Origin of the sequence: Pseudoxanthomonas sp. SGNA-20 (genome assembly GCF_003931635.1) — a bacterium.
Lineage (GTDB): Bacteria > Pseudomonadota > Gammaproteobacteria > Xanthomonadales > Xanthomonadaceae > Pseudoxanthomonas.
On the sequence record NZ_RRYK01000003.1, the window covers coordinates 296,809 to 316,895 of the forward strand.

Genomic DNA, 20,087 nt, shown 5'->3' on the forward strand with positions numbered 1-20,087 from the left:
CAGAGGGGACTCCATGCGCATCCTGCTTGCACGCCACGGCGAGACGCCGTGGAACGCCGAAGGCCGCTACCAGGGCCAGATCGACATCCCGCTCTCGCCGGTGGGCGAGGCCCAGGCCCGCGCGCTGGGCGAGCGCCTGCGCGACGTGCCGGTCACCCGCGCGGTGGCCTCGCCGCTGTCGCGCGCGCGGCGCACCGCCGAGCTGGCGCTGGGCGAGGACCGCGCCGGGATGCTGCAGCTGGATCCGGACGTGCAGGAGATCGCCCACGGCGAGTGGGAAGGCCTGCTGGCCAGCGAGATCAACGAGAAGGACCCGGCCCGCCTGCGGGCCTGGCGCGAGGAGCCGGACACGGTGCTGATGCCCGGCGGCGAATCGCTGCGCCAGGTGCTGGACCGTTCCTGGCGCGGCCTGGTGCGCGCCACCGAGGGCCTGGGCGCGGACGACATCCTGCTGCTGGTCGCCCACGACGCGGTCAACCGCGTACTGCTGTGCAGGATCCTGGGCCTGCCGATCAGCAAGCTGTGGACCTTCCGCCAGGCGCCGACCACGCTGAACCTGCTCGAAGGCCCGGACGTGGAGCACCTGGAAGTGGTGCGCCTGAACGACTGCTCGCACCACACCCCGTTCTTCGGCGAAGCCAAGCACCGGGCGCTGTAAAGCCCGGCGGCGGCCGGGACGCCTGGCCGCGCGCCCGCGCCGTGACCGGTGCCGAGGCGCCCGCCCGGGCGAGCTGCCATCCTGTTCCCGCGGCGCCGGCCGATGCGGCCGCACGCCGCGCCGTGGCCGCGGCACGCCCGCGGCGCGCCACTACCCTGGACCCGCATGAGCTCCACGTCCCGCACCCTGGCCGAATGGCTGGCCTACATCGAGACCCGGCATCCGCGCAGCATCGAGCTGGGCCTGGAGCGCGTGCGCGAGGTTGCCGCGCGCCTGGGGCTGCAGCGGCCGGCGGCGCAGGTGGTCACCGTGGCCGGCACCAACGGCAAGGGCTCGACCGTGGCCTTCATCGAGGCCATCGCCCGCGCCGACGGCTGGAAGGTCGGCGCCTACAGCTCGCCGCACCTGCTGCGCTACAACGAGCGGGTGCGGATCGATGGCGCCGAGGCCGCGGACGATGAGCTGGCCGCGGCCTTCGCCGCGGTCGAGGCCGCCCGCGGCGACACCCCGCTGACCTATTTCGAGTACGGCACCCTGGCGGCGCTGTGGCTGTTCCAGCAGGCGGGGCTGGACCTGGCGGTGCTGGAGGTCGGCCTGGGCGGCCGCCTGGACGCGGTGAACATCGTCGATCCGGACGTGGCGGTGATCACCACCGTCGACGTGGACCACGTCGACTGGCTGGGCAGCGACCGCGAGGCCATCGGCCAGGAGAAGGCCGGCATCGCCCGGGCCTGGAAGCCGCTGGTCCTGGGCGAGATCGACCCGCCTTCCAGCGTGCTGCGCCATGCCTACGCCATTGGCGCCAACGCGATCCGCGCCGGCAGCGACTACTTCCACGAGCCGGCCGGCGAGGGCCAGTGGCAGTGGCGCGAGATCGGCACCGAGCTGCTGCTGCCCGATCCGCAGCTGGCCGCCCCGGTGCAGCGCGCCAATGCCGCCGCCGCGATCGCGGCCCTGCGCGCGCTGCCGCGCTCGCCGGCGGAACCGGCGTGCGCGGCCGGCGTGGCCGCCGCGCGCATCCCGGGCCGGCTGGAGCGCTTCGAGCACGACGGCGTGGAGGTGGTGGTCGACGTGGCCCACAACCCGCAGGCCGCGCGCGAACTGGCGGCCTGGGCGAAGGCGCGGCCGGCGTCCGGCGCCACCGCCATGGTCCTGGCGGTGCTGGCCGACAAGGACGCGGCGGCAATCGTGCAGGCGCTGGAAGGCTGCGTGGACCGCTGGCACCTGGCGGGTCTGGAGGGCATCGCGCGCGGGGAAGCGGTCGATGCGTTGGCCGCGCGCCTGGCCGGTACCGCGGCCGCCACCGGCAGCCGCGCTGCCAGTGTGGAGGCGGCGCTGGCGCGCGCCCTGGCGCAGTCGGCGCCGGGCGACCGGGTGGTGGTGGCCGGCTCGTTCCACACCGCCGCCGCCGCGCTGGCGATGCTGCGTTCAGGGCAATGACGGTTGGCCCGGCCGGGCTCCCCCTATAATTGCCGCCACTTCCCGCCAGGCCCCCAGCTCCCGTGGATACCACGCTGAAACAACGCCTGATCGGCGCGGCCGTGCTGGTCGCGCTCGCGGTCATCTTCCTGCCGATGCTGGTGCAGGGCCCGGCCCCCGACAGTGGCGTGGCCGACGTCTCCACCCGCGTCCCCGATGCGCCGGCCAGCGGCTACGAGACCCGCGAGCTGCCCCTGCTCGGTGCGCCCGCCGAGGTGGATGCCCCGGCGCCCGCCCCCGAGGCCGAAGCCGCCGCGACCGACGGCGAGGCGGCCGAGGCCGCGCCCGACCCGGCCACCGCGGCGGGACGTTGGGCGGTGACCTTCGGTGCCTATGCCAGCGAGAAGGATGCCGAGGCGGTGATCAACCGCCTGCGCCAGGCCGGCCTGGAGGGCTTCAGCGAGCGCACCACGGTGGGCGACCGCCCGGCTTGGCGCGTGCGTGTGGGACCGTTCGCCGACCGCGCCCTGGCCGAAGCCGGGCGCCTGCGCGCGGTGCGCATCCGCAACGACGTCAACGCCCAGGTGATCGCGCTGGACGCAGGCGCCGGGGAAGCCGCGCCGGCCGCCGCCGCGGCGACCGCGCCGGATACCGCGGCCGCTGCCGCTCCTGCTGCGACTACCGCGTCGGCCGCAACGACGGCGACGACGCCGCAGCCCGCCGCGGCGCAGCCCGCGCCGGCGCGCGATGCCCCGCGCCCGGCCGCGACCACGCCGGCGCCGGCGAAGACCACCGCGACCCCGGCCAAGTCGGCCACCGCCAGCACCTCCGCGGCCACCCCGTCCACCAGCGTGCCGGCGCCTTCGCCCACGCCGGCGGCCAGCAACGTGGGCTTCGCGGTGCAGATGGGCGCGTTCTCCAGCCAGGCCGACGCCAATGCGCTGCGCGACCGCCTGCGCGCGGCCGGCTTCAGCGCCATCGTGCAGCCGGTGCGCACCGACAAGGGCACCCTGCACCGGGTGCGGGTCGGGCCGGTGGCCACGCGCACCGAGGCCGAGCAGCTGCGCGGGCGCCTGGCCGCCCACGGCGGCGGCATGGTGGTGCCGCACCCGTGAGCAGGACCGGCGCCGGCGCGCCGGCCGCGAAGCCATGAACGCGATCGACCTGGTCCTGCTGCTGGTGATTGCCGCTTCGGCCCTGCTGGGCCTGTTGCGCGGCTTCGTCGGCGTGGTCGCCTCGCTGCTGGCCTGGATCGCGGCCAGCTGGTGCGCGTTCCACTACGGCGGGCAGCTGGCCTTCCTGATCAGCGAGGATGGACAGCCCGGCACCTCCGGGCTGCTGGCTGGCTACGCGCTGGCGTTCTTCGGCGTGCTGGTGGCGGTGAGCCTGGTCGGCTGGATCATGCGCAAGCTGCTGCACTCGGTGGGCCTGTCGGGCGTGGACCGTGTGCTGGGCCTGGCCGTGGGCGTGCTGCGCGGCGCGCTGGTGGCCTGCGTGATCGTGCTGCTGATGGCTTTCAGCACCTTGCCGCAGCAACCGGCCTGGGCGCAGTCGCGCGCGCTGCCGCTGCTGCTGCCGGGCGCGCAGTGGCTGGCGCGCTGGCTGCCGGAGTGGGCGGCCGGCGAACTGGACTTTGGCAACGGTCGGGCCGGCGGCGATAATGGCGCCCTTCACCGCGCCGGCGCCATCGTCGAATCCCTTGCCGGGGCCCTTCCCGTTCCCGATGACGCGGCGCCGCCGCCACCCGGCGGGGAGCCTCCTTCCTCTTCCAGTCCCAACCCCGGTCAGTAGACCGTCGGAGATTTGCATCATGTGCGGCATCGTCGGAATCGTCGGCAACGACAACGTCGCGGGCCAGTTGTATGACGGCCTGACCGTGCTCCAGCACCGCGGCCAGGACGCGGCGGGCATCGCCACCGCCGACGGTACCCGCCTGCGCCTGCACAAGGACAACGGCCTGGTGCGCGACGTGTTCAACGCCAAGGCGATGAGCGTGCTGGAGGGGCGGGTGGGCATCGCCCATTGCCGCTATCCGACCGCCGGCTCGGAGGGCATGGACGAGGCGCAGCCGTTCTACGTCAACTCGCCCTACGGCATCGCCCTGGCGCACAACGGCAACCTGATCAACACCGAGGCCCTGCGCCAGCAGGTGTTCGCCCAGGACCGCCGCAACATCAACACCGACTCCGACAGCGAAGTACTGCTGAACGTGTTCGCGCACGAGCTGGACGTGCAGGGCGAGCTGACCCCGCAGGCCGCGATCCGCGCGGTCGCCGGGGTGCACCGCCGGGTCAAGGGCGGCTACGCGGTGGTCAGCGTGGTGCTGGGCCTGGGCCTGGTCGCGTTCCGCGACCCGCACGGCATCCGCCCGCTGGTGCTGGGCAAGCGCGAGGGCGCGGCCGGTGCCGAGTACATCGTGGCCTCCGAGTCGGCGGTGCTGGACATCCTCGGCTTCGCCCGCGTGCGCGACGTGCAGCCGGGCGAGGCGCTGGTCGTCACCCCGCGCGGCGAGGTGTTCGCCGAGGTCTGCGCCGAAGCGGTCGAGCAGGCGCCGTGCATCTTCGAGTACGTGTACTTCGCGCGCCCGGACTCGATGATCGACAACGTCTCGGTGCACAAGGCGCGCATGCGCATGGGCGTCAAGCTGGGCGAGAAGATCCTGCGCCTGCGCCCGGACCACGACATCGACACCATCATCCCGATCCCGGACACCTCGCGCGACGCGGCGCTGGAGATCTCCAACGTGCTGGGCGTGAAGTACCGCGAGGGCTTCATCAAGAACCGCTACGTCGGCCGCACCTTCATCATGCCGGGGCAGGGCGAGCGGGTTAAGTCGGTGCGGCGCAAGCTCAATCCGATCCACCTGGAGTTCCGCAACCGCGTGGTGCTGCTGGTGGACGACTCGATCGTGCGCGGCACCACCAGCCAGCAGATCGTGCAGATGGCGCGCGACGCCGGCGCGCGCAAGGTGTACCTGGCCAGCGCCGCGCCGCCGGTGCGCTACCCCAACATCTACGGCATCGACATGCCCTCCACCGACGAGCTGATCGCGCACGGCCGCAGCGTCGAGGAGGTGGAGAAGCTGCTGGGTTGCGACTGGCTGATCTACCAGGACCTGGAGGACCTGGAGGCCGCGGTGCGCGAGGGCAACCCGCAGCTCACCCGCTTCGATTCCTCCTGCTTCAACGGCCAGTACGTGACCGGGATCGAGCCGGGCTACTTCGAACGCCTGCAGCAGCTGCGCTCGGACGAGGCCAAGCGCCGCCGCCGCGCCTGCTGAGGAGGCGGCGATGGAGCTGTACCAGGCCGCGCGCGCCTGCCTGGACGAGGCCGATCCGGCCCGCAAGGTCGCGCTGACCCACGAATACGCCGCGGCCTTCGCCCGCGGTGACATCGTCCTGCCCGGGGAAGCGCCGCCGCCGGAGCCGATCCGCATGCCGGGGCGGCCGCCGCGGCCGAAGCTGGTGCATCCGCGCCACCTGCCGCGCCGCGGGCTGGGCAGCGAGGAAGGGCGGGCGGCGTTCCTGCACGCGATCGCCCACATCGAGCTCAATGCCATCGACCTGGCCTGGGACGCGGCCTACCGCTTCCGCGGCCTGCCCGAGCGGTTCTACCGCGACTGGGTGCAGGTGGCCGACGACGAGGCGCGCCACTTCACCTTGCTGCGCGACCGCCTGCGCCGGATGGGCCGCGACTACGGCGACTTCGACGCCCACAACGGCCTGTGGGAGATGTGCGAGAAGACCGCGCACGACGGCATGGCGCGCATGGCCCTGGTGCCGCGCGTGCTGGAGGCGCGGGGGCTGGACGTCACCCCGGGCATGATCGCGCGCCTGCGCGACATGGGCGACCTGGACACGGTGGCGATCCTGGAGGTCATCCTGCGCGAGGAGGTGGCGCACGTGGCCGCCGGCTCGCGCTGGTACCGCTGGTACTGCGAGCGCGCCGGGGTCGAGCCGCGCGCCCGCTTCCGCGAACTGTTGCGCGAGTACGCCAGCGGCTACCTGCACGGCCCGTTCAACGTCGAGGCGCGGCTGCTGGCCGGATTCGACGAGGACGAGCTGGAATCGCTGCGCTACGTGGAAGCGGAGCAGGCCGGCGGCTGAGCCGGCCTGCCGCTCAGCCCGGCGCCAGCGCCTGCAGCTGCGCGCCGCCGGCGTCCACCCGCAGCACCGAGCCCTGTTCGTACCAGTCGCCGAGCACGATGCGCCGGCAGTCGCGCGTGCCCACTCGCAGCGCGTGCACCGCCGGGCGGTGGGTGTGGCCGTGGACCAGCAGGTCCACGCCGAAGCGGGCGAGGGTGGCCTCGACCGTGGCCGGGGTGACGTCGGTGACGGTCTCGAAGGTGCCGCGGTCGCCCTGCAGCATTTCCTGCTGCCGCGCCATGCTGGCCTGGCGGGCCTGCGCCGCGAACGCCAGCCGCGCCTGCAGCGGCTGGGCGAGGAACTGCTGTTGCCAGCGCGGGTCGCGGGTCTGGGCGCGGAAGGCCTGGTAGGCGGTGTCGTCGCTGCACAGCAGGTCGCCGTGCATCAGCAGCGCCGGGCGGCCGTACAGCGATACCACCGACGGATCCGGCAGGATGCGCATGCCGGCGCGGCGGGCGTAGTCCTGGCCGACCAGGAAGTCGCGGTTGCCGTGCATGAAGTACACCGGCACCCCGGCGTCGGCCAGGGCGTGCAGCGCGGCGGCCACTTCCGTCCCGGCCTCGGACGGGTCGTCGTCGCCGACCCAGGCCTCGAACAGGTCGCCGAGGATGTACAGCGCGTCGGCGCCCGCAGCCTCGCCGCGCAGGAAGCGCAGGAACAGGGCGGTGATTTCCGGCCGGGCCGGATCCAGGTGCAGGTCGGAGACGAACAGGGTGGCCATCGCCGGATTGTAGGCTGGGCCGCGCCCTCCCGCCCGTGCCCGGCGCCAGGCGGCAGGCGGCCGCGCCGGTGGCGGGGGGGGCATGGGTCACACAGTGCAGGCGGGAATGGCCTTTGGTAACGTCCCTGCAATTCCAGGCGGTCGTGCACGCGCCGCCTGTCCACAGGGATGGTAGAGGGCACATGACCGCGGCCGGTGTAGACGTTTCTCCGACTCCGACGTCCCACTCCGGGCAACGCAAGCACGTCGCACTGGCCCTGCTGGCGGGCGTGGCCCTGACCCTCGGCGCGATCGCCGGCTACGACCTCATCCCGCCGGTGCGCTTCGACGTGACCCGGGTGCCGAAGGACGCGACCGTGCTGTCCTCCACCCCGGTGCCGGGCCGCGCCGAGGCCGGCGAGTGGCTGGACGAGGGCAAGCGCCGCCTGCGCTGCCACTACCCGCCGGGCACCAACGAGCCCCTGTACTACTGCGCGGTCAACTACTTCATCGGCTCCGGCCCCGACCGCGGCCTGGACCTGTCGAAGTACACCCACGTGGAGGTCAAGGTCGTCTACAAGGGCGACGTGCCCAAGCTGCGGCTGTTCGCGCGGCACTTCGACCCGCGCTACTCCACCGTCGGCGACACCAACAGCACCAAGTACAACGCGGTGTTCCTGCCGACCCAGGACCTGCGCGCGCCCCTGTCGCTGGGCACGGACGAGTTCACCGTCGCCGAGTGGTGGCGGCTGTACTACAAGCTGCCGCGCGAGCTGGCGCACGCCGAACTCAGCAACGTGGTCACGGTGGGGCTGGATTTCTCCTACCCCATGACCGAGGGCGTGCACGACCTGGAGGTGCAGGAGATCACCTTCGTGCGCCCGGGCCTGTCGCGCGAGACCTGGTACCTGGGGATCCTGGGCGTATGGCTCACCGGCATCGTGCTCTACGCGCTGCTGCAGCTGCGCACCTACCGCACCGAGCGCCGCCTGCTGCAGAACGAGGCCGAGAAGTACCGCGCCCGCGCCACCACCGACCCGCTGACCCTGGCGCTGAACCGCCACGGTTTCGAGCAGCGCTGGGCGCGGCTGCCGGCCGGCCCGGTCGTGCCCGGCCACGCGCGGGCCCTGCTGGTGCTGGACATCGACCACTTCAAGCGCATCAACGACAGCTGCGGCCACGACGCCGGCGACCGCGTGCTGCGCGAGCTGGCCGTGCTGCTGCGGCGCCAGCTGCGCTCCAGCGACTGGCTGGTGCGCTGGGGCGGCGAGGAGTTCGTGGTCCTGCTGCCGGGCGTGCGCAGCGACCAGGTGCCGGCGCTGGCGGAGAACCTGCGCGCGGCGGTCGAGGCCCATGCCTTCGAGCCGGGCGTGCCGGTCCCGGTGACGGTCAGCGTGGGCGTGGCCCTGCAGGGGCCGGACGAGGGCTTCGACGCGCTGTTCAAGCGCGCCGACGCGGCCCTGTACGAGGCCAAGCGCGGCGGGCGCAACCGCGTGGTCATCGCCCCCGGTCCCTAGCCGGCAGGCCGGCGCGGGCGCGGTGGACCAGGCGCTGCAGGGCCAGGGGGACGGTCCGTGGCCCGTCCTGCACCGCCGCGGCCGGCCGGGCGCCACCGGCCCGGGCCATGGGCGCTGCGCAGGCGGGGTAAAATGTCCCATTCCGTCCACGTCTTCCTCCCCATGACCTGCCGCACCCGCTTCGCCCCCAGTCCCACCGGCTACCTGCACATCGGCGGTGCCCGCACCGCGCTCTACTGCTGGCTGGAGGCGCGCCACCGCGGCGGCAAGTTCGTGCTGCGGATCGAGGACACCGACCGCGAGCGCAGCACCCAGGCGGCGATCGACGCCATCCTCGAGGCCATGGACTGGCTGGGCCTGGACTACGACGAGGGCCCGGTCTACCAGACCCAGCGCGTCGACCGCTACCGCGAGGTGGCCGAGCAGCTGATCGCCGAGGGCAAGGCCTACTACGCCTACGAGAGCAAGGAAGAGCTGGACGCCATGCGCGAGGCGGCCATGGCCCGTGGCGAGAAGCCACGCTACAACGGCGCCGCGCGCGACCTGAACCTGCCGTACCGCGACGACCCCAACCGCGTCATCCGCTTCAAGAACCCGACCGAGGGCGTGGTCGCGTTCGACGACCTGATCAAGGGCCGGATCGAGATCGCCAACAGCGAGCTGGACGACATGGTGATCTTCCGTCCGGACGGCTACCCGACCTACAACTTCGCGGTCGTGGTCGACGACTGGGACATGGGCATCACCGACGTGATCCGCGGTGACGACCACATCAACAACACCCCGCGCCAGATCAACCTGTACCAGGCCATCGGCGCCCCGGTGCCGAAGTTCGGCCACATGCCGATGATCCTGGACGAGGCCGGCGCCAAGCTGTCCAAGCGCACCGGCGCGGCCGACGTGATGCAGTACAAGGACATGGGCTACCTGCCCGACGCGCTGCTGAGCTACCTGGCGCGCCTGGGCTGGTCGCACGGCGACCAGGAGATCTTCAGCCGCCAGGAGCTGGTCGAGCTGTTCGACGTGCGCAACTGCAACTCCAAGGCCGCGCGCCTGGACATGGCCAAGCTGGGCTGGGTCAACCAGCACTTCCTCAAGACCACCGATCCGGCCGCGGTCGCGCCGCACCTGGTCTACCAGCTGGAGAAGCTGGGCCTGGACCTGGGCAAGGGCCCGAAGCCGGAGGAAGTGGTCGTGGCCCTGCGCGAGCGCGCGCAGACGCTGAAGGAAATGGCCGAGAAGGCCGTGGTCTGGTACACCCCGCTGGAGCACTACGACGAGGCCGCGGTGGCCAAGCACCTCAAGCCCGGCGCCGACGCCGCCCTGGCCAAGGCCCGGGAGCTGCTGGCCGCGCTGCCGGAGTGGACGGTGGAGGCGGTCGGCCAGGCCCTGCACGACACCGCCGCGGCGCTGGAACTGGGCATGGGCAAGATCGCCCAGCCGCTGCGCGTGGCCATCACCGGCACCCAGGTCAGCCCGGACATTTCCTGGACGGTCTACCTGGCCGGCCGCGACGAGGCCTTGAAGCGCATCGACGCCGCCATCACCAAGGTTCCAAAGGGCTGACCACGGAGGCGCCATGCCGCATGCCTGCACCGACCCCCATCACCATGTCCACAGCGCCGAAGCGTTCGTGCGGGCGGTGGAGCGGGCCTGCAGCGAGCGTGGCCTGCGCCTGACCCCGATCCGTGCCAACGTGCTGCGGCTGATCGCCGATGCCGGCAAGCCGGTGAAGGCCTACGACCTGCTGGAGAAGGTACGCGAGACCAAGGGCGCCGGCGCCGACGCGCCGCCGACCGTGTACCGCGCGCTGGATTTCCTGATGGCCAACGGCTTCGTGCACAAGCTGGCTTCGGTCAACGCCTTCGTCGCCTGCCACCATCCCAACAGCGCGCAGCACTCCGTGCCGTTCCTGATCTGCGACCGCTGCCATAGCGCGGTGGAGCTGGAGGACCGCGAGGTCGTGGCCCAGCTCGACGCGCGCGCCAAGGCGCTGGGCTTCCAGCCCCAGGCGCAGACCCTGGAAGTGCACGGCCTGTGCGCGCGCTGTGCCGGCTGAGCCGGCGCGCCCGGACGTGGCTTGCGGCGGTCAGGCCGCCGCGGGTGCCAGCTTCCGCTCCCTGATCGGTGCATTGGCCACTGCGGCCACCAGCGCCAGGGCCATGTCCGCGTACCACATCCACTGGTAGCTGCCGGTGCCCTCCAATGCGACGCCACCCAGCCAGGCGCCGAAGAAGCCGCCGACCTGGTGCGAGAGCAGGGTCAGGCCGAACAGCGTGCCCAGGTAACGCGGGCCGAACAGCTTGCCGACCAGGCCGGCGGTCGGCGGCACCGTCGCCAGCCAGGTGAAGCCGAGGCCGGCGGCGAACAGGTAGAAGGTCCAGGCGCTGGGCGGGGCCAGCAGGAACAGCGCGATCAGCAGCGCGCGGCTGGCGTACATCGCCGCCAGGATCCACTTCATGCGGAAGCGCTCGCCCAGCTTGCCCGCGGCCAGGCTGCCGGCGATGTTGAACAGGCCGATCAGGGCGATGGAGACCGCCGAGACGCTGGCCGGCAGGCCGCACAGCGCCACCTCGCCGGGCAGGTGGGTGACCAGGAAGGCCACGTGCACGCCGCAGGTGAAGAAGCCCAGGTGCAGCAGCCAGTAGCTGCGGTCGCGTGCGGCCACGCCCAGCTGGTGGCGCAGGCCGCGGTCCTCGAAGCCCTCGTGCGCCGGCGGCGCCTCGCCCTCGCGGCGGCGGAAGCAGCGCGCCAGCGGCAGGGTCAGCAGCGAGGTCGCGGCCATGCCCAGCATCGCCACGGTCCAGCCGGCCGCGCCGATCACCAGCTGCAGCACCGGCGCGAACACGAACTGGCCCAGCGAGCCGCCGGCATTGATGAAACCGGCCGCCGACGAGCGCCGCTGCGGCGGCAGCCGCCCGGCGGTGGCACCGATCAGGATGGAGAAGCTGCCGGCGCCCGCGCCGGCGGCGGTCAGCACCCCCAGGCTCAGCATCAGCCCCGGACCGGAAGGCAGGAACGGGACCAGCGCCAGGCCCGCGGCCAGCAGCAGGCCGCCGCCGACCAGCACCGGTTCGGAGCCATGGCGGTCGGCCAGCGCGCCGAACACCGGCTGCACCGCGCCCCACACGAACTGGCCGATCGCCAGCGCCAGGCTGATGGTGGCGATGCCGACGCCGGTATCCAGGTGGATCGGCGCCACGAACAGGCCGGTGGTCTGGCGCGCACCCATGGTCAGCATCAGGATCACCGCGGCGGCCACCACCAGGGTGGTGGTGCCGGGCGTGCGGGCAGTGTCCGCGCTCATTCCTCTGTTTCCTTGGCCAGTGCGTCGTCCAGTGCGTCCAGCGCGGCGTGCAGCTGGCCCAGCGGGCCGCTGCCGAGCAGGGCGTCGATGCGCCGCTGCGCGCGCTGCCACAGCGGGCGTGCACGGGCCAGGCGCTGGCGGCCGGCTGCGGTCAGTGCCAGCACGCGCCGGCGCGGATCCTCATCGCGGACTTCGGCAACCAGTCCGTCGCGCAGCAGTGGCTGCAGGTTGCGGCTGAGGGTGGTGCGGTCCATGCCCAGGCTCGCGGCCAGCGTGCCCAGGCTTTGCGGCGTGCGCGCGTGGCGCAGCAGCGAATACTGGTTGACGTTGAGCCCGGCGCCGGCCAGGGCGTGGTCGTAGATCTGCGACACCAGGCGTGCGGCGCGGCGCAGCCGGAAGCAGGTGCAAGGCGAGTGCGGGGCGGGCATGCGGGCGGCCTGCGTGGGGCGGGCCGCCACTATACGTGCATATGCACGTATTCATGGAAGCGCGCCGCCGCCGAAGCGTGACGGCGAGCGCATCGTGCGAGGTCAGAACCAGGCGCGTACGCCGAACGCCACCGCGCGTCCCGGCAGCGGCGCGTATTCGCGCAGCAGGGAGGTGTGCGGACGCGCCTCGGTGTCGCCCAGGTTGCCGCCATCCAGGAACAGCTCCCAGCGGCCGCCGTGCGGCTGTTCCCAGCCGTAGGACAGGTGCGCGTCGACCAGGGTGTAGCCGGGGCTTGGTTCCTCGTTGCCTGCCACCCGGTCCTGCGCGCGGTAGCGCACCGCGCCCAGCGAGGCGCGCCAGCCGCCCAGGTCCCAGGCCAGGCTTGCACCCAAGCGCCCGGGCGCGATGCGCGGCAGCGGACCGCGGTTGTCCAGTTCCACGACGTAGGCGTGGGCATGGTCGCCGTGCGGCACCTCGAACGCCGCCGTGCGCGTGCCGCTGCCGTCCAGTTCGCCGCGCACGTGGTCGGCAAACAGGCGCAGATCCCAGCGGCCGCTGGCGTTGTCGGCCAGGTGCAGTACGGCCTCGGCCTCGGCGCCGGTGAACACCGCGTCGGCCTGGGTCCACAGCCGCACCGGCACCTCGTGCTCGGACACGCCGGTATCGGCCAGGTGGATGAACTCGTCGAAGCGGCTGCGGTACACCGACAGCTCCAGGTCGAAGCGCTCGTGGTGCGCGTGCAGGCCGATCTCGCCACGCAGGGCGGACTCGGTGTCCAGGCCGGCGTCGCCCACCTCCAGCGAGGCGGTGGCCACGTGCAGGCCGCCGGCGTAGAGCTCTTCCTGGGTGGGCGCGCGCTCGGAGCGGTCCACGCCCAGGCGCAGGTCCAGGGACGGGGCCAGCTTCCAGATCGCCGAGGCCGAGAGGCTGGTGGCGCCGAAGCTGCGCCGCGGCTTGCCGCCTTCCGGTTCCAGCTCGACCCGGTCGTGGCGCGCGCCGAATTCCATCTTCAGCGGGCCGGCGCTCTTTTCCTGCAGCACGAACAGGCCGTGGCTGCGGGTCAGCGTGGCCGGCACGAAGGCTTCGGCGCCCACCGCGCCGAAATCGACCCGCCCGGATTGCAAACCGAAGGCGCCGCGCCAGCCGCCCAGTTCCTTCTGCACCGCCTGCACGCGGGCGTCGTAGCCGCTGCTGGTGAAGCGGGTGCCGACCTCGCCGCCTTCCAGTTCCACGTGTTCGTAATCGCTCCAGGCGCCGTGGAAGTCGATCCGCTCCAGGAACGCGGCCGGTGCGTAGATCCCGCCCTTCAGCTCCAGGCGGTCCTGGCGCAGGTCGATGCGCACGTCGTGGGCGTGGTCTTCCTGGCCGTGCGCGTCCCCGTCGCCGTGTTCCTCTTCCCCGTGCCCATGGTCGCCGGCGTGCACGTGCGCGCCCGGCGGAATGCCGTACTCGCTGCGGTAGGTGCTGGCGGCCACGCCCAGGTAGCCGGCATCGCCCAGCCAGGTCAATCCGAGGCCGCCGGCGCGGGTCTGCATCGCGCTGTTGCCCAGGCGGCCCGGCGCGGCCTCGTGGCCTTCCTCCTCCGCGTCGTGGTCGTGCGCGGCGTGGGCCTGGCCGGGGATGTCGTAGTCGCCGGTATCACGCAGCAGGCCGTCCACGTGCAGCACGAGGTTGTCGCCGCTGGCGCCGTCGAGCCGGAACATGCCGCTGCGCTCGTTGTTGACCGTGTTGCCGCGCAGCTCGGCGCGGCCGGACAGCGGTGCGCCGGGCAGCTCGCGGGCGATGCGGCCGTCGACCACGTTGACCGCGCCGCCGATGGGCCCGCTGCCGAACAGCAGGGTCGCCGGGCCCTTGAGCACCTCGATCTGGTCGGCCAGGAACGGCTCCACGCTGGCGGCATGGTCGGCGCTGACGGTGGACGCGTCCTGGCTGCCCAGCCCGCTTGCCAGCACCTGCACGCGCGGGCCGTCCATGCCGCGCAGGATCGGACGGCCCACGCCCGGGCCGAAATAGCTGGTCTGCACGCCGGGCAGCCGGGCCACGGTCTCGCCCAGGGTCGCGGCGCGCGCGTCATCGAGGGCCTGGCCCTGCAGCACTTCCACCGGGCGTGCCAGGGTCTCCGCATCGCCGGCCAGCGGCGAGGCGGTGACCTGCAGCGCCGGCAGTTCGGTGGGGTCGTCGTGGGCCAGCGCCAGGGCTGGCAGGCCCGCGCAGGCCAGCGCGATGGAGGCTGCCAGCGGCGCACGGACGAGGACGCGGGAAGCGGGGGAACGCATCGGATCGGGCATGCGTAGGTCCTTGGGGGTGACGCGGGAGGGCGGATGTTATAATGTATCGCTCATTCCGGTGCCAGCCCCCCCCCCGCCCATGCCCCATCACCACCACCACCACCGCCTCGTCGATCGCCTGGCCGCCACCGGCTCGCTGCTGTGCGCGATCCATTGCGCGCTGACGCCGCTGCTGCTGGCGGCGGTGCCGGCGCTGGGCATGTCGCTGTGGTTCGACGACGGGGTGGAATGGACCCTGGTGGCCTTCGTCAGCCTGCTGGGCGTGTTCAGCCTGGGCTGGAGCTACCGCCGCCACCGTGCGCTGCGCGCGCTGGGCCTGCTCGTGCCGGGCTTGCTGGCACTGTGGGCCGGGCTGCTGTACGCGCCGCTGCACGAGGCGGCGGTGCCGCATGCGGTGGCGATGACCTTCGGCGGCACCCTGGTCGGCGTGGCCCACGTGCTGAACCTGCGGCTCAACCATGGCCATGTTCATGACGCCAGCTGCGCCCATTGAGCGCGCATGCTAGGCTTGCCGCCCTGTCGCGCGCCGCGCGCCGTCCAAGTTATTCGAAATCAAGGAGTTAAATGAATGGGCAAGGGTGACCGCAAGACCGCCAAGGGCAAGCGCTACAACTCCAGCTACGGCAACGCGCGCCGCCATGGTGGCACCCGTGCCGCGGCGGGTGCGGCCGCGCCGGCGGCCAAGAAGACCGTCGTGAAGAAGGCCGTGGCCAAGAAGACGGTGGCCAAGGCCGGCTGATCGCCTCCTCGCAGCAGTACTCCCGGAACGCGGCGCCTGGCGCCGCGTTCTGCGTTTCGGGGCAGGGTTTCCCGCGCCTCAGTACAGCTGGCGGCCGCCGCTCCAGGCCGAGGCCGCCAGGTTGCCGCCCAGCCAGTAGCAAAGTTCGGCCGGCGCCTTCGCGTTCCACAGCACGAAGTCCGCGCGCAGGCCCGCGGCCAGGCGGCCGCGATCATGCAGCCCGAGCGCACGCGCGGCGTGCACCGTGGTCCCGCGCAGGGCTTCCTCCGGGGTGAGCCGGAAGTGGGTGCAGGCCAGGGACATGGCCAGGCGCAGCGACTGCAGCGGCGAGGTGCCGGGATTGCAGTCGGTGGCCACCGCCATCGCCACGCCCCGGGCACGGAATGCATCCAGCGGCGGCAACCGCGTCTCGCGCAGCACGTGGAAGGCGCCGGGCAGCAGCACGGCCACCGTGCCGGCGCGTGCCATCGCCGCCACGCCTTCGGGCGAGGTGTGCTCGACATGGTCGGCCGAGAGCCCGCCGAATTCCGCCACCAGGGCCGCGCCGGCGCCGTCGCTGAGCTGGTCGGCGTGCAGCTTCACCGGCAGGCCGAGCGCGCGCGCGGCCTCGAACACCCGGCGGGTCTGCGCCGCATCGAAGCCGATGCGCTCGCAGAACGCATCCACCGCGTCGACCAGGCCTTCGGCGTGCAGCCGCGGCAACCATTCGCAGACCGCGGCGATGTAGTCGTCGGCGCGGCCGGAGTACTCCGGCGGCAGCGCGTGCGCGCCGAGGAAGGTGGTGCGCACCTCGATGCCCAGGCTGGCGCCGACCTGGCGCGCGACCTGCAACATGCGCCGTTCGCTGTCGAAGTCCAGGCCATAGCCGGACTTGATCTCCACGGTGGTGGCGCCGTCGGCCACCAGCGCGCGGGCGCGCGGCAGCGACTGCGCCAGCAGGCTGGCCGGATCGGCGGCACGGGTGGCGCGCACGGTGGAGACGATGCCGCCGCCGGCGCGGGCGATCTCCTCGTAGCTGGCGCCGGCCAGGCGCTGCTCGAACTCGCCGGCGCGGTTGCCACCGAACACCAGGTGGGTGTGGCAGTCGACCAGGCCCGGCGTCACCAGGCGACCGCCGGCCTGCAGCACCTGCGCGGCCAGTGGACCATCGCCGGCCGGCAATGCCCCGCGTGGGCCGACCCAGGCGATGCGGCCGTCCTTCCACGCCAGCGCGCCGTCCTCCACCAGGCCGTAGCCGGGGCCGTCGAGGGTGGCCAGGCGCGCATCCAGCAGCAGGCCGTCCCACAGCGGCGGGCGGGTCATCGGAAGCCCTCGCGGGCCATCGGGATCGCGTCGGTCATGGCCGGGATTCTCGCACGCACATGCCGGCCCGCGGTCCGCCGGGCACAATGCGTCCATGCCCGATCACCACTCCTTCGCCCTGGCCGGCATCGCCAACCTGCATTCGCACGCCTTCCAGCGGGCGATGGCCGGGCTGGCCGAGCACCGCACCCATCCGCAGGACAGCTTCTGGACCTGGCGCGAGCTGATGTACCGCTTCGCCGCGCGCATGGATCCGGACAGCACCTACGCCGTGGCCGCGCAGCTGTACGCGGAGATGCTGGAGGCCGGCTACACCACGGTGTGCGAGTTCCACTACGTGCACCACCAGCCCGACGGCACGCCCTACGCCGATCCGGCGGCGATGTCGCGCGCGCTCGTCGCCGCTGCGCGCGATGCCGGCATCCGCCTGACCCTGCTGCCGGTGCTGTACATGAGCGGCGGCTTCGCCGGCGAGCCACTGTCGCCGCGGCAACGGCGCTTCGCCCACGACGTGGACGGCTTCCTGCGCCTGCTGGAGGCGCTGCGCCCGCTGCAGGACGACATGCTGCGCGTCGGCTGCGCCTTCCACAGCCTGCGCGCGGTGCCGGAGGACGCCATGCGCGCGGTGCTGGCGGCGCTGCCGGCGGACACGCGCATCCACCTGCACATCGCCGAGCAGGTGCCCGAAGTCGAGGCCAGCCTGGCGGTGCGCGGCGAGCGTCCGGTGGAATGGCTGCTGCGCCGCTTCCCGGTGGACCGGCGCTGGACCCTGGTCCACGCCACCCACCTGGACGCCGGGGAGGTGCAGGGCATCGCCGCCAGCGGCGCCACCGTGGCGATCTGCCCGACCACCGAGGCCAACCTCGGCGACGGGCTGTTCCCGCTGCGCGAATACCTGGATGCCGGCGGCCGCTGGGGCATCGGCTCGGATTCGCACGTGTCGGTGTCGCCGGTGGAGGAGCTGCGCTGGCTGGAATACGGCCAGCGGCTCTGCGCGCGGCGCCGCAACATCGTCGCCAGCGTGGACCACCCGCGCGTCGGCGCCAGCCTGCTGGCCGGGGTGGCCGCCAGTGCGGCCGATGCCACCGGCTTCGCGGATACCTCCGGCGACCTCGTCCTGCTCGATGCCGGCGCCGCGCAGCTGGCCGGGGCCACGCCGGACGACCTGGCCGACCGCTGGCTGTTCGCCGGCAACCGCCCGCTGGTGGCCGAGACCCGGGTGGCGGGCCAGGTGCGCGTGCGCGCCGGCCGCCACGTGGACGCGGATGCGATCGCCGCGCGCTACCGCAAGGCGCTGGCGGGCCTGCTGGCCGGCTGAGCGCCCGCGCCGCGCAGGCGGGCATTCGTCGCGCCTGCGGCCGCGTCCGTCGCAGGCGTGCACGGGCCCGGCCTGGACGCCGATCATGGCGGCACCCAGGACAGCAGGGAATGCCTGCATGGACACGCTTGCCGCATCGGCCCGGCCATGTCCCGTGCGCACCTGGCGGAACGGGGCATGCGCTGGCGCCACGCCGCGCATGCTGTCCCGCCGGCGGCCGCACGCGGATGGACGTGGCCCGGCGCCTGGCGCCGCCGCGGGCCATGCCGGCGGCGCTGCTGTGCAATGCCGGCGACCGTCGAGGAAAGCCACGGGATGAAAACCGACGCGGACTATCCGCTGCAGCAGGTCCTGCCGCCGGAGGTGCTGGTGGGCAGCCACGCGGCCTGGGGCCACTACCGCCAGTACCCGGTGTTCAGCCGGCCCTGGCTGCTCGGGCGCGCCTGGCTGTTCTGCGGGATGAGTGCGCTGCTTGCCACGCTGACCGGGACCGTGACCGGGCTGAGCACGCGCGATGGCTGGTTCGGGCTGTATTACGCCGCGGTCCAGTTCGCCTTCTTCTGCCTGTTCACCATGCTGGCACCGGTAATGGCCACCTGGGTGCGCCATCGTGGCTGGCCGGCGCGGCGCGAACGCCGGGCGGTGGTGGCGGCGGTCCTCCTTGGCATCGCGCTTGGCGTCGCAGTGGACATCGTGGTTTCGGCCCACATCAGGGAACTGGTCCACGCGCATGGCCTGCAGCGGACCCCACCGCCGGACCTGGGGCCGGTGCTCAACGCGGCCCGCAGCTTCCTCGAGCTGATCGGGCTGGCCATCCTGCATGCCCTGTTGGGTGGTGGCCTGGCGCTGCCGGCGTATTTCAGCGAGCGCCGGCGCTGGGAAGAGCACCGCCACGCGCGCGAGCTGGAGGCGATGGCCGCGCGCGTGCGCGAGGCCGACCTGCGCCTGGGCGTGCTGCAGGCCCAGGTCGAGCCGCACTTCCTGTTCAACACCCTGGCCTCGGTGCGCGCGCTGGTGCGCCAGGATCCGGCCCAGGCCGAGGCCGCCCTGGACGCGCTGGTCGCGTTCCTGCGCACGGCCATCCCGCGCCTGCGCGACGACCACCGGCTGCTTTCGACCCTCGGCCAGCAGCTGGACATCTGCACCAGCTACCTGGCGGTGATGCAGGTGCGCACGGGCGGCCGCCTTTCATGGACGGTGCGCGTGGAGGAGGCGCTGCGCGGCCTGCCGTTCCCGCCGGCGCTGCTGATCACCCTGGTGGAGAACGCGGTCAAGCACGGCATCGAGCCCAGGCCAGGGCCGGGACGGGTGGAGATCGACGCTTCGGCCGAGGGCGGGGACCTGGTGGTCCGCGTCCTCGACGACGGCGCCGGCCTCAAGCCCGGCCTTGGCAGCGGCATGGGCCTGGCCAATGTGCGCGAACAACTGGCACACCGTTTCGGCCGCCGGGCATCGCTGCGGTTGCAGCCGCGCGAGGGCGGCGGCGTGGTCGCCATGATCGCGCTGGAGCGTTCGGCACTGGAGGAGGCAGGGACGTGAGCACGGGAAAGGTGGTTGGCCTGGTGGCCGAGGACGAGGCGCCGCAGCGGCGCGCGCTGGTCGAACAGTTGCGCCTGGCCTGGCCGGAACTGGAGCTGGCGGCGGTGTGCGAGGACGGCGAGGCGGCGCTGGACGCGGTGGCCGCGCACCGGCCGCAGGTCGCGTTCCTGGACATCCGCATGCCCGGCGCCAGCGGCATGGACGTGGCGCGTGCGGTGGCCGGCCATGGCGGCCTGGTGGTGTTCACCACCGCCTACGACGATTACGCGGTGCGCGCGTTCGAGGCCGGCGCCGCCCACTACCTGCTCAAGCCGCTGCAGCCGCGCGCCGCGGGCGGCGGCCCCGACCTGCAGGCGCTGCTGGACGGACTGGAGGCGCGCCTGCGCCCGCGCGGCGGGCAGCTGATCCGCTGGATCACCGCCAGCGTCGGCGACAGCGTGCGCATGATCGGCATCGACGAGGTGCTGTTCTTCCAGGCGCAGGACAAGTACGTGCGCGTGGCTACCGCCGGCGGCAACGCGCTGATCCGCACGCCGCTGAAGGAACTGCTGATGGGGCTGGACCCGGACGTCTTCTGGCAGGTGCACCGCGGCGTGGTGGTCCGGGTCGCGGCGATCGACCGCCTGCTGCGCAACGAACTGGGGCGCCACGGCCTGCGGCTGAAGGGCCATCCCGAGGTGCTGCCGGTCAGCGGCGCGTTCCTGCACCGCTTCCGCGGGATGTGAG

Annotated in this window: 19 protein-coding genes; 14 read left to right on the forward strand and 5 right to left on the reverse strand. The window is 73.1% G+C overall.

The genetic code is table 11. The features are described 5' to 3' along the window. Nucleotides 1-13: 13 nt before the first annotated feature. From EIM48_RS08440 to EIM48_RS08465, 6 genes are all read left to right on the forward strand, one after another. A complete protein-coding gene (locus tag EIM48_RS08440; protein ID WP_019398706.1) occupies nucleotides 14-658 on the forward strand; it encodes a histidine phosphatase family protein in 645 nt (214 codons plus the stop codon). Nucleotides 659-823: 165 nt separating this feature from the next. Further along, nucleotides 824-2,098, forward strand: a complete 1,275-nt coding sequence (folC, locus tag EIM48_RS08445) for a bifunctional tetrahydrofolate synthase/dihydrofolate synthase (protein ID WP_125111447.1) — start codon at nucleotides 824-826, stop codon at nucleotides 2,096-2,098. A gap of 62 nt (nucleotides 2,099-2,160) precedes the next feature. After that, nucleotides 2,161-3,192: an SPOR domain-containing protein gene (locus EIM48_RS08450; protein WP_125111448.1), complete on the forward strand. Its 1,032-nt coding sequence runs from the start codon at nucleotides 2,161-2,163 to the stop codon at nucleotides 3,190-3,192. A 34-nt stretch (nucleotides 3,193-3,226) separates the two neighbouring features. Then, complete coding sequence (locus EIM48_RS08455; protein WP_125111449.1) at nucleotides 3,227-3,868, forward strand: CvpA family protein; 642 nt, start codon at nucleotides 3,227-3,229, stop codon at nucleotides 3,866-3,868. 19 nt (nucleotides 3,869-3,887) lie between these two features. Continuing rightward, nucleotides 3,888-5,357 (forward strand): amidophosphoribosyltransferase, encoded by a 1,470-nt coding sequence (purF, locus tag EIM48_RS08460; RefSeq protein WP_019398185.1) that lies wholly within the window; start codon nucleotides 3,888-3,890, stop codon nucleotides 5,355-5,357. 10 nt (nucleotides 5,358-5,367) lie between these two features. Further along, nucleotides 5,368-6,183, forward strand: a complete 816-nt coding sequence (locus EIM48_RS08465) for a ferritin-like domain-containing protein (protein WP_028915549.1) — start codon at nucleotides 5,368-5,370, stop codon at nucleotides 6,181-6,183. Nucleotides 6,184-6,196: 13 nt separating this feature from the next. On the opposite strand, the gene lpxH is transcribed toward EIM48_RS08465, so the two are convergent. Further along, the gene (gene lpxH, locus EIM48_RS08470) at nucleotides 6,197-6,943 is read right to left on the reverse strand and encodes a UDP-2,3-diacylglucosamine diphosphatase (RefSeq protein WP_125111450.1); all 747 of its coding nucleotides are present in this window, start codon (nucleotides 6,941-6,943) and stop codon (nucleotides 6,197-6,199) included. Between the two features lie 182 nt (nucleotides 6,944-7,125). Here lpxH and EIM48_RS08475 point away from each other — a divergent pair, with 182 nt between their 5' ends. The 3 genes from EIM48_RS08475 (at nucleotide 7,126) to EIM48_RS08485 (ending at nucleotide 10,498) form a co-directional block, all read left to right on the forward strand. After that, nucleotides 7,126-8,439, forward strand: coding sequence for a diguanylate cyclase (locus EIM48_RS08475; protein ID WP_083852405.1), 1,314 nt, complete (start codon nucleotides 7,126-7,128; stop codon nucleotides 8,437-8,439). A gap of 162 nt (nucleotides 8,440-8,601) precedes the next feature. After that, a complete protein-coding gene (gene gltX, locus EIM48_RS08480; protein WP_019398189.1) occupies nucleotides 8,602-10,005 on the forward strand; it encodes a glutamate--tRNA ligase in 1,404 nt (467 codons plus the stop codon). 13 nt (nucleotides 10,006-10,018) lie between these two features. Then, nucleotides 10,019-10,498, forward strand: coding sequence for a transcriptional repressor (locus EIM48_RS08485; RefSeq protein ID WP_019398190.1), 480 nt, complete (start codon nucleotides 10,019-10,021; stop codon nucleotides 10,496-10,498). A 30-nt stretch (nucleotides 10,499-10,528) separates the two neighbouring features. On the opposite strand, the gene EIM48_RS08490 is transcribed toward EIM48_RS08485, so the two are convergent. The 3 genes from EIM48_RS08490 to EIM48_RS08500 form a co-directional block, all read right to left on the reverse strand. After that, a complete protein-coding gene (locus EIM48_RS08490; protein WP_125111451.1) occupies nucleotides 10,529-11,746 on the reverse strand; it encodes an MFS transporter in 1,218 nt (405 codons plus the stop codon). Further along, the gene (locus EIM48_RS08495) at nucleotides 11,743-12,174 is read right to left on the reverse strand and encodes a MarR family winged helix-turn-helix transcriptional regulator (protein WP_026010433.1); all 432 of its coding nucleotides are present in this window, start codon (nucleotides 12,172-12,174) and stop codon (nucleotides 11,743-11,745) included. The genes EIM48_RS08490 and EIM48_RS08495 overlap by 4 nt, the downstream gene beginning before the upstream one ends. 102 nt (nucleotides 12,175-12,276) lie before the next feature. Then, nucleotides 12,277-14,463, reverse strand: a complete 2,187-nt coding sequence (locus tag EIM48_RS08500; RefSeq protein ID WP_125111452.1) for a TonB-dependent receptor — start codon at nucleotides 14,461-14,463, stop codon at nucleotides 12,277-12,279. Between the two features lie 79 nt (nucleotides 14,464-14,542). Here EIM48_RS08500 and EIM48_RS08505 point away from each other — a divergent pair, with 79 nt between their 5' ends. Both EIM48_RS08505 and EIM48_RS08510 read left to right on the forward strand, forming a co-directional pair. After that, a complete protein-coding gene (locus EIM48_RS08505) occupies nucleotides 14,543-14,956 on the forward strand; it encodes a MerC domain-containing protein (protein WP_019399588.1) in 414 nt (137 codons plus the stop codon). Between the two features lie 75 nt (nucleotides 14,957-15,031). Further along, nucleotides 15,032-15,202, forward strand: coding sequence for a 30S ribosomal protein THX (locus EIM48_RS08510; RefSeq protein ID WP_019399589.1), 171 nt, complete (start codon nucleotides 15,032-15,034; stop codon nucleotides 15,200-15,202). Between the two features lie 78 nt (nucleotides 15,203-15,280). On the opposite strand, the gene hutI is transcribed toward EIM48_RS08510, so the two are convergent. Continuing rightward, nucleotides 15,281-16,504, reverse strand: coding sequence for an imidazolonepropionase (gene hutI, locus EIM48_RS08515; RefSeq protein ID WP_028915555.1), 1,224 nt, complete (start codon nucleotides 16,502-16,504; stop codon nucleotides 15,281-15,283). A 94-nt stretch (nucleotides 16,505-16,598) separates the two neighbouring features. Between hutI and EIM48_RS08520 the strand changes: the two genes are divergently transcribed. The 3 genes from EIM48_RS08520 (at nucleotide 16,599) to EIM48_RS08530 (ending at nucleotide 20,086) form a co-directional block, all read left to right on the forward strand. Beyond that, a complete protein-coding gene (locus tag EIM48_RS08520) occupies nucleotides 16,599-17,822 on the forward strand; it encodes a formimidoylglutamate deiminase (RefSeq protein ID WP_019399591.1) in 1,224 nt (407 codons plus the stop codon). Nucleotides 17,823-18,137: 315 nt separating this feature from the next. Then, a complete protein-coding gene (locus tag EIM48_RS08525) occupies nucleotides 18,138-19,361 on the forward strand; it encodes a histidine kinase (RefSeq protein ID WP_232211018.1) in 1,224 nt (407 codons plus the stop codon). Continuing rightward, the gene (locus EIM48_RS08530) at nucleotides 19,358-20,086 is read left to right on the forward strand and encodes a LytTR family DNA-binding domain-containing protein (RefSeq protein WP_125111453.1); all 729 of its coding nucleotides are present in this window, start codon (nucleotides 19,358-19,360) and stop codon (nucleotides 20,084-20,086) included. Before EIM48_RS08525 ends, EIM48_RS08530 begins: the two co-directional genes overlap by 4 nt. Nucleotide 20,087: the final 1 nt, after the last annotated feature.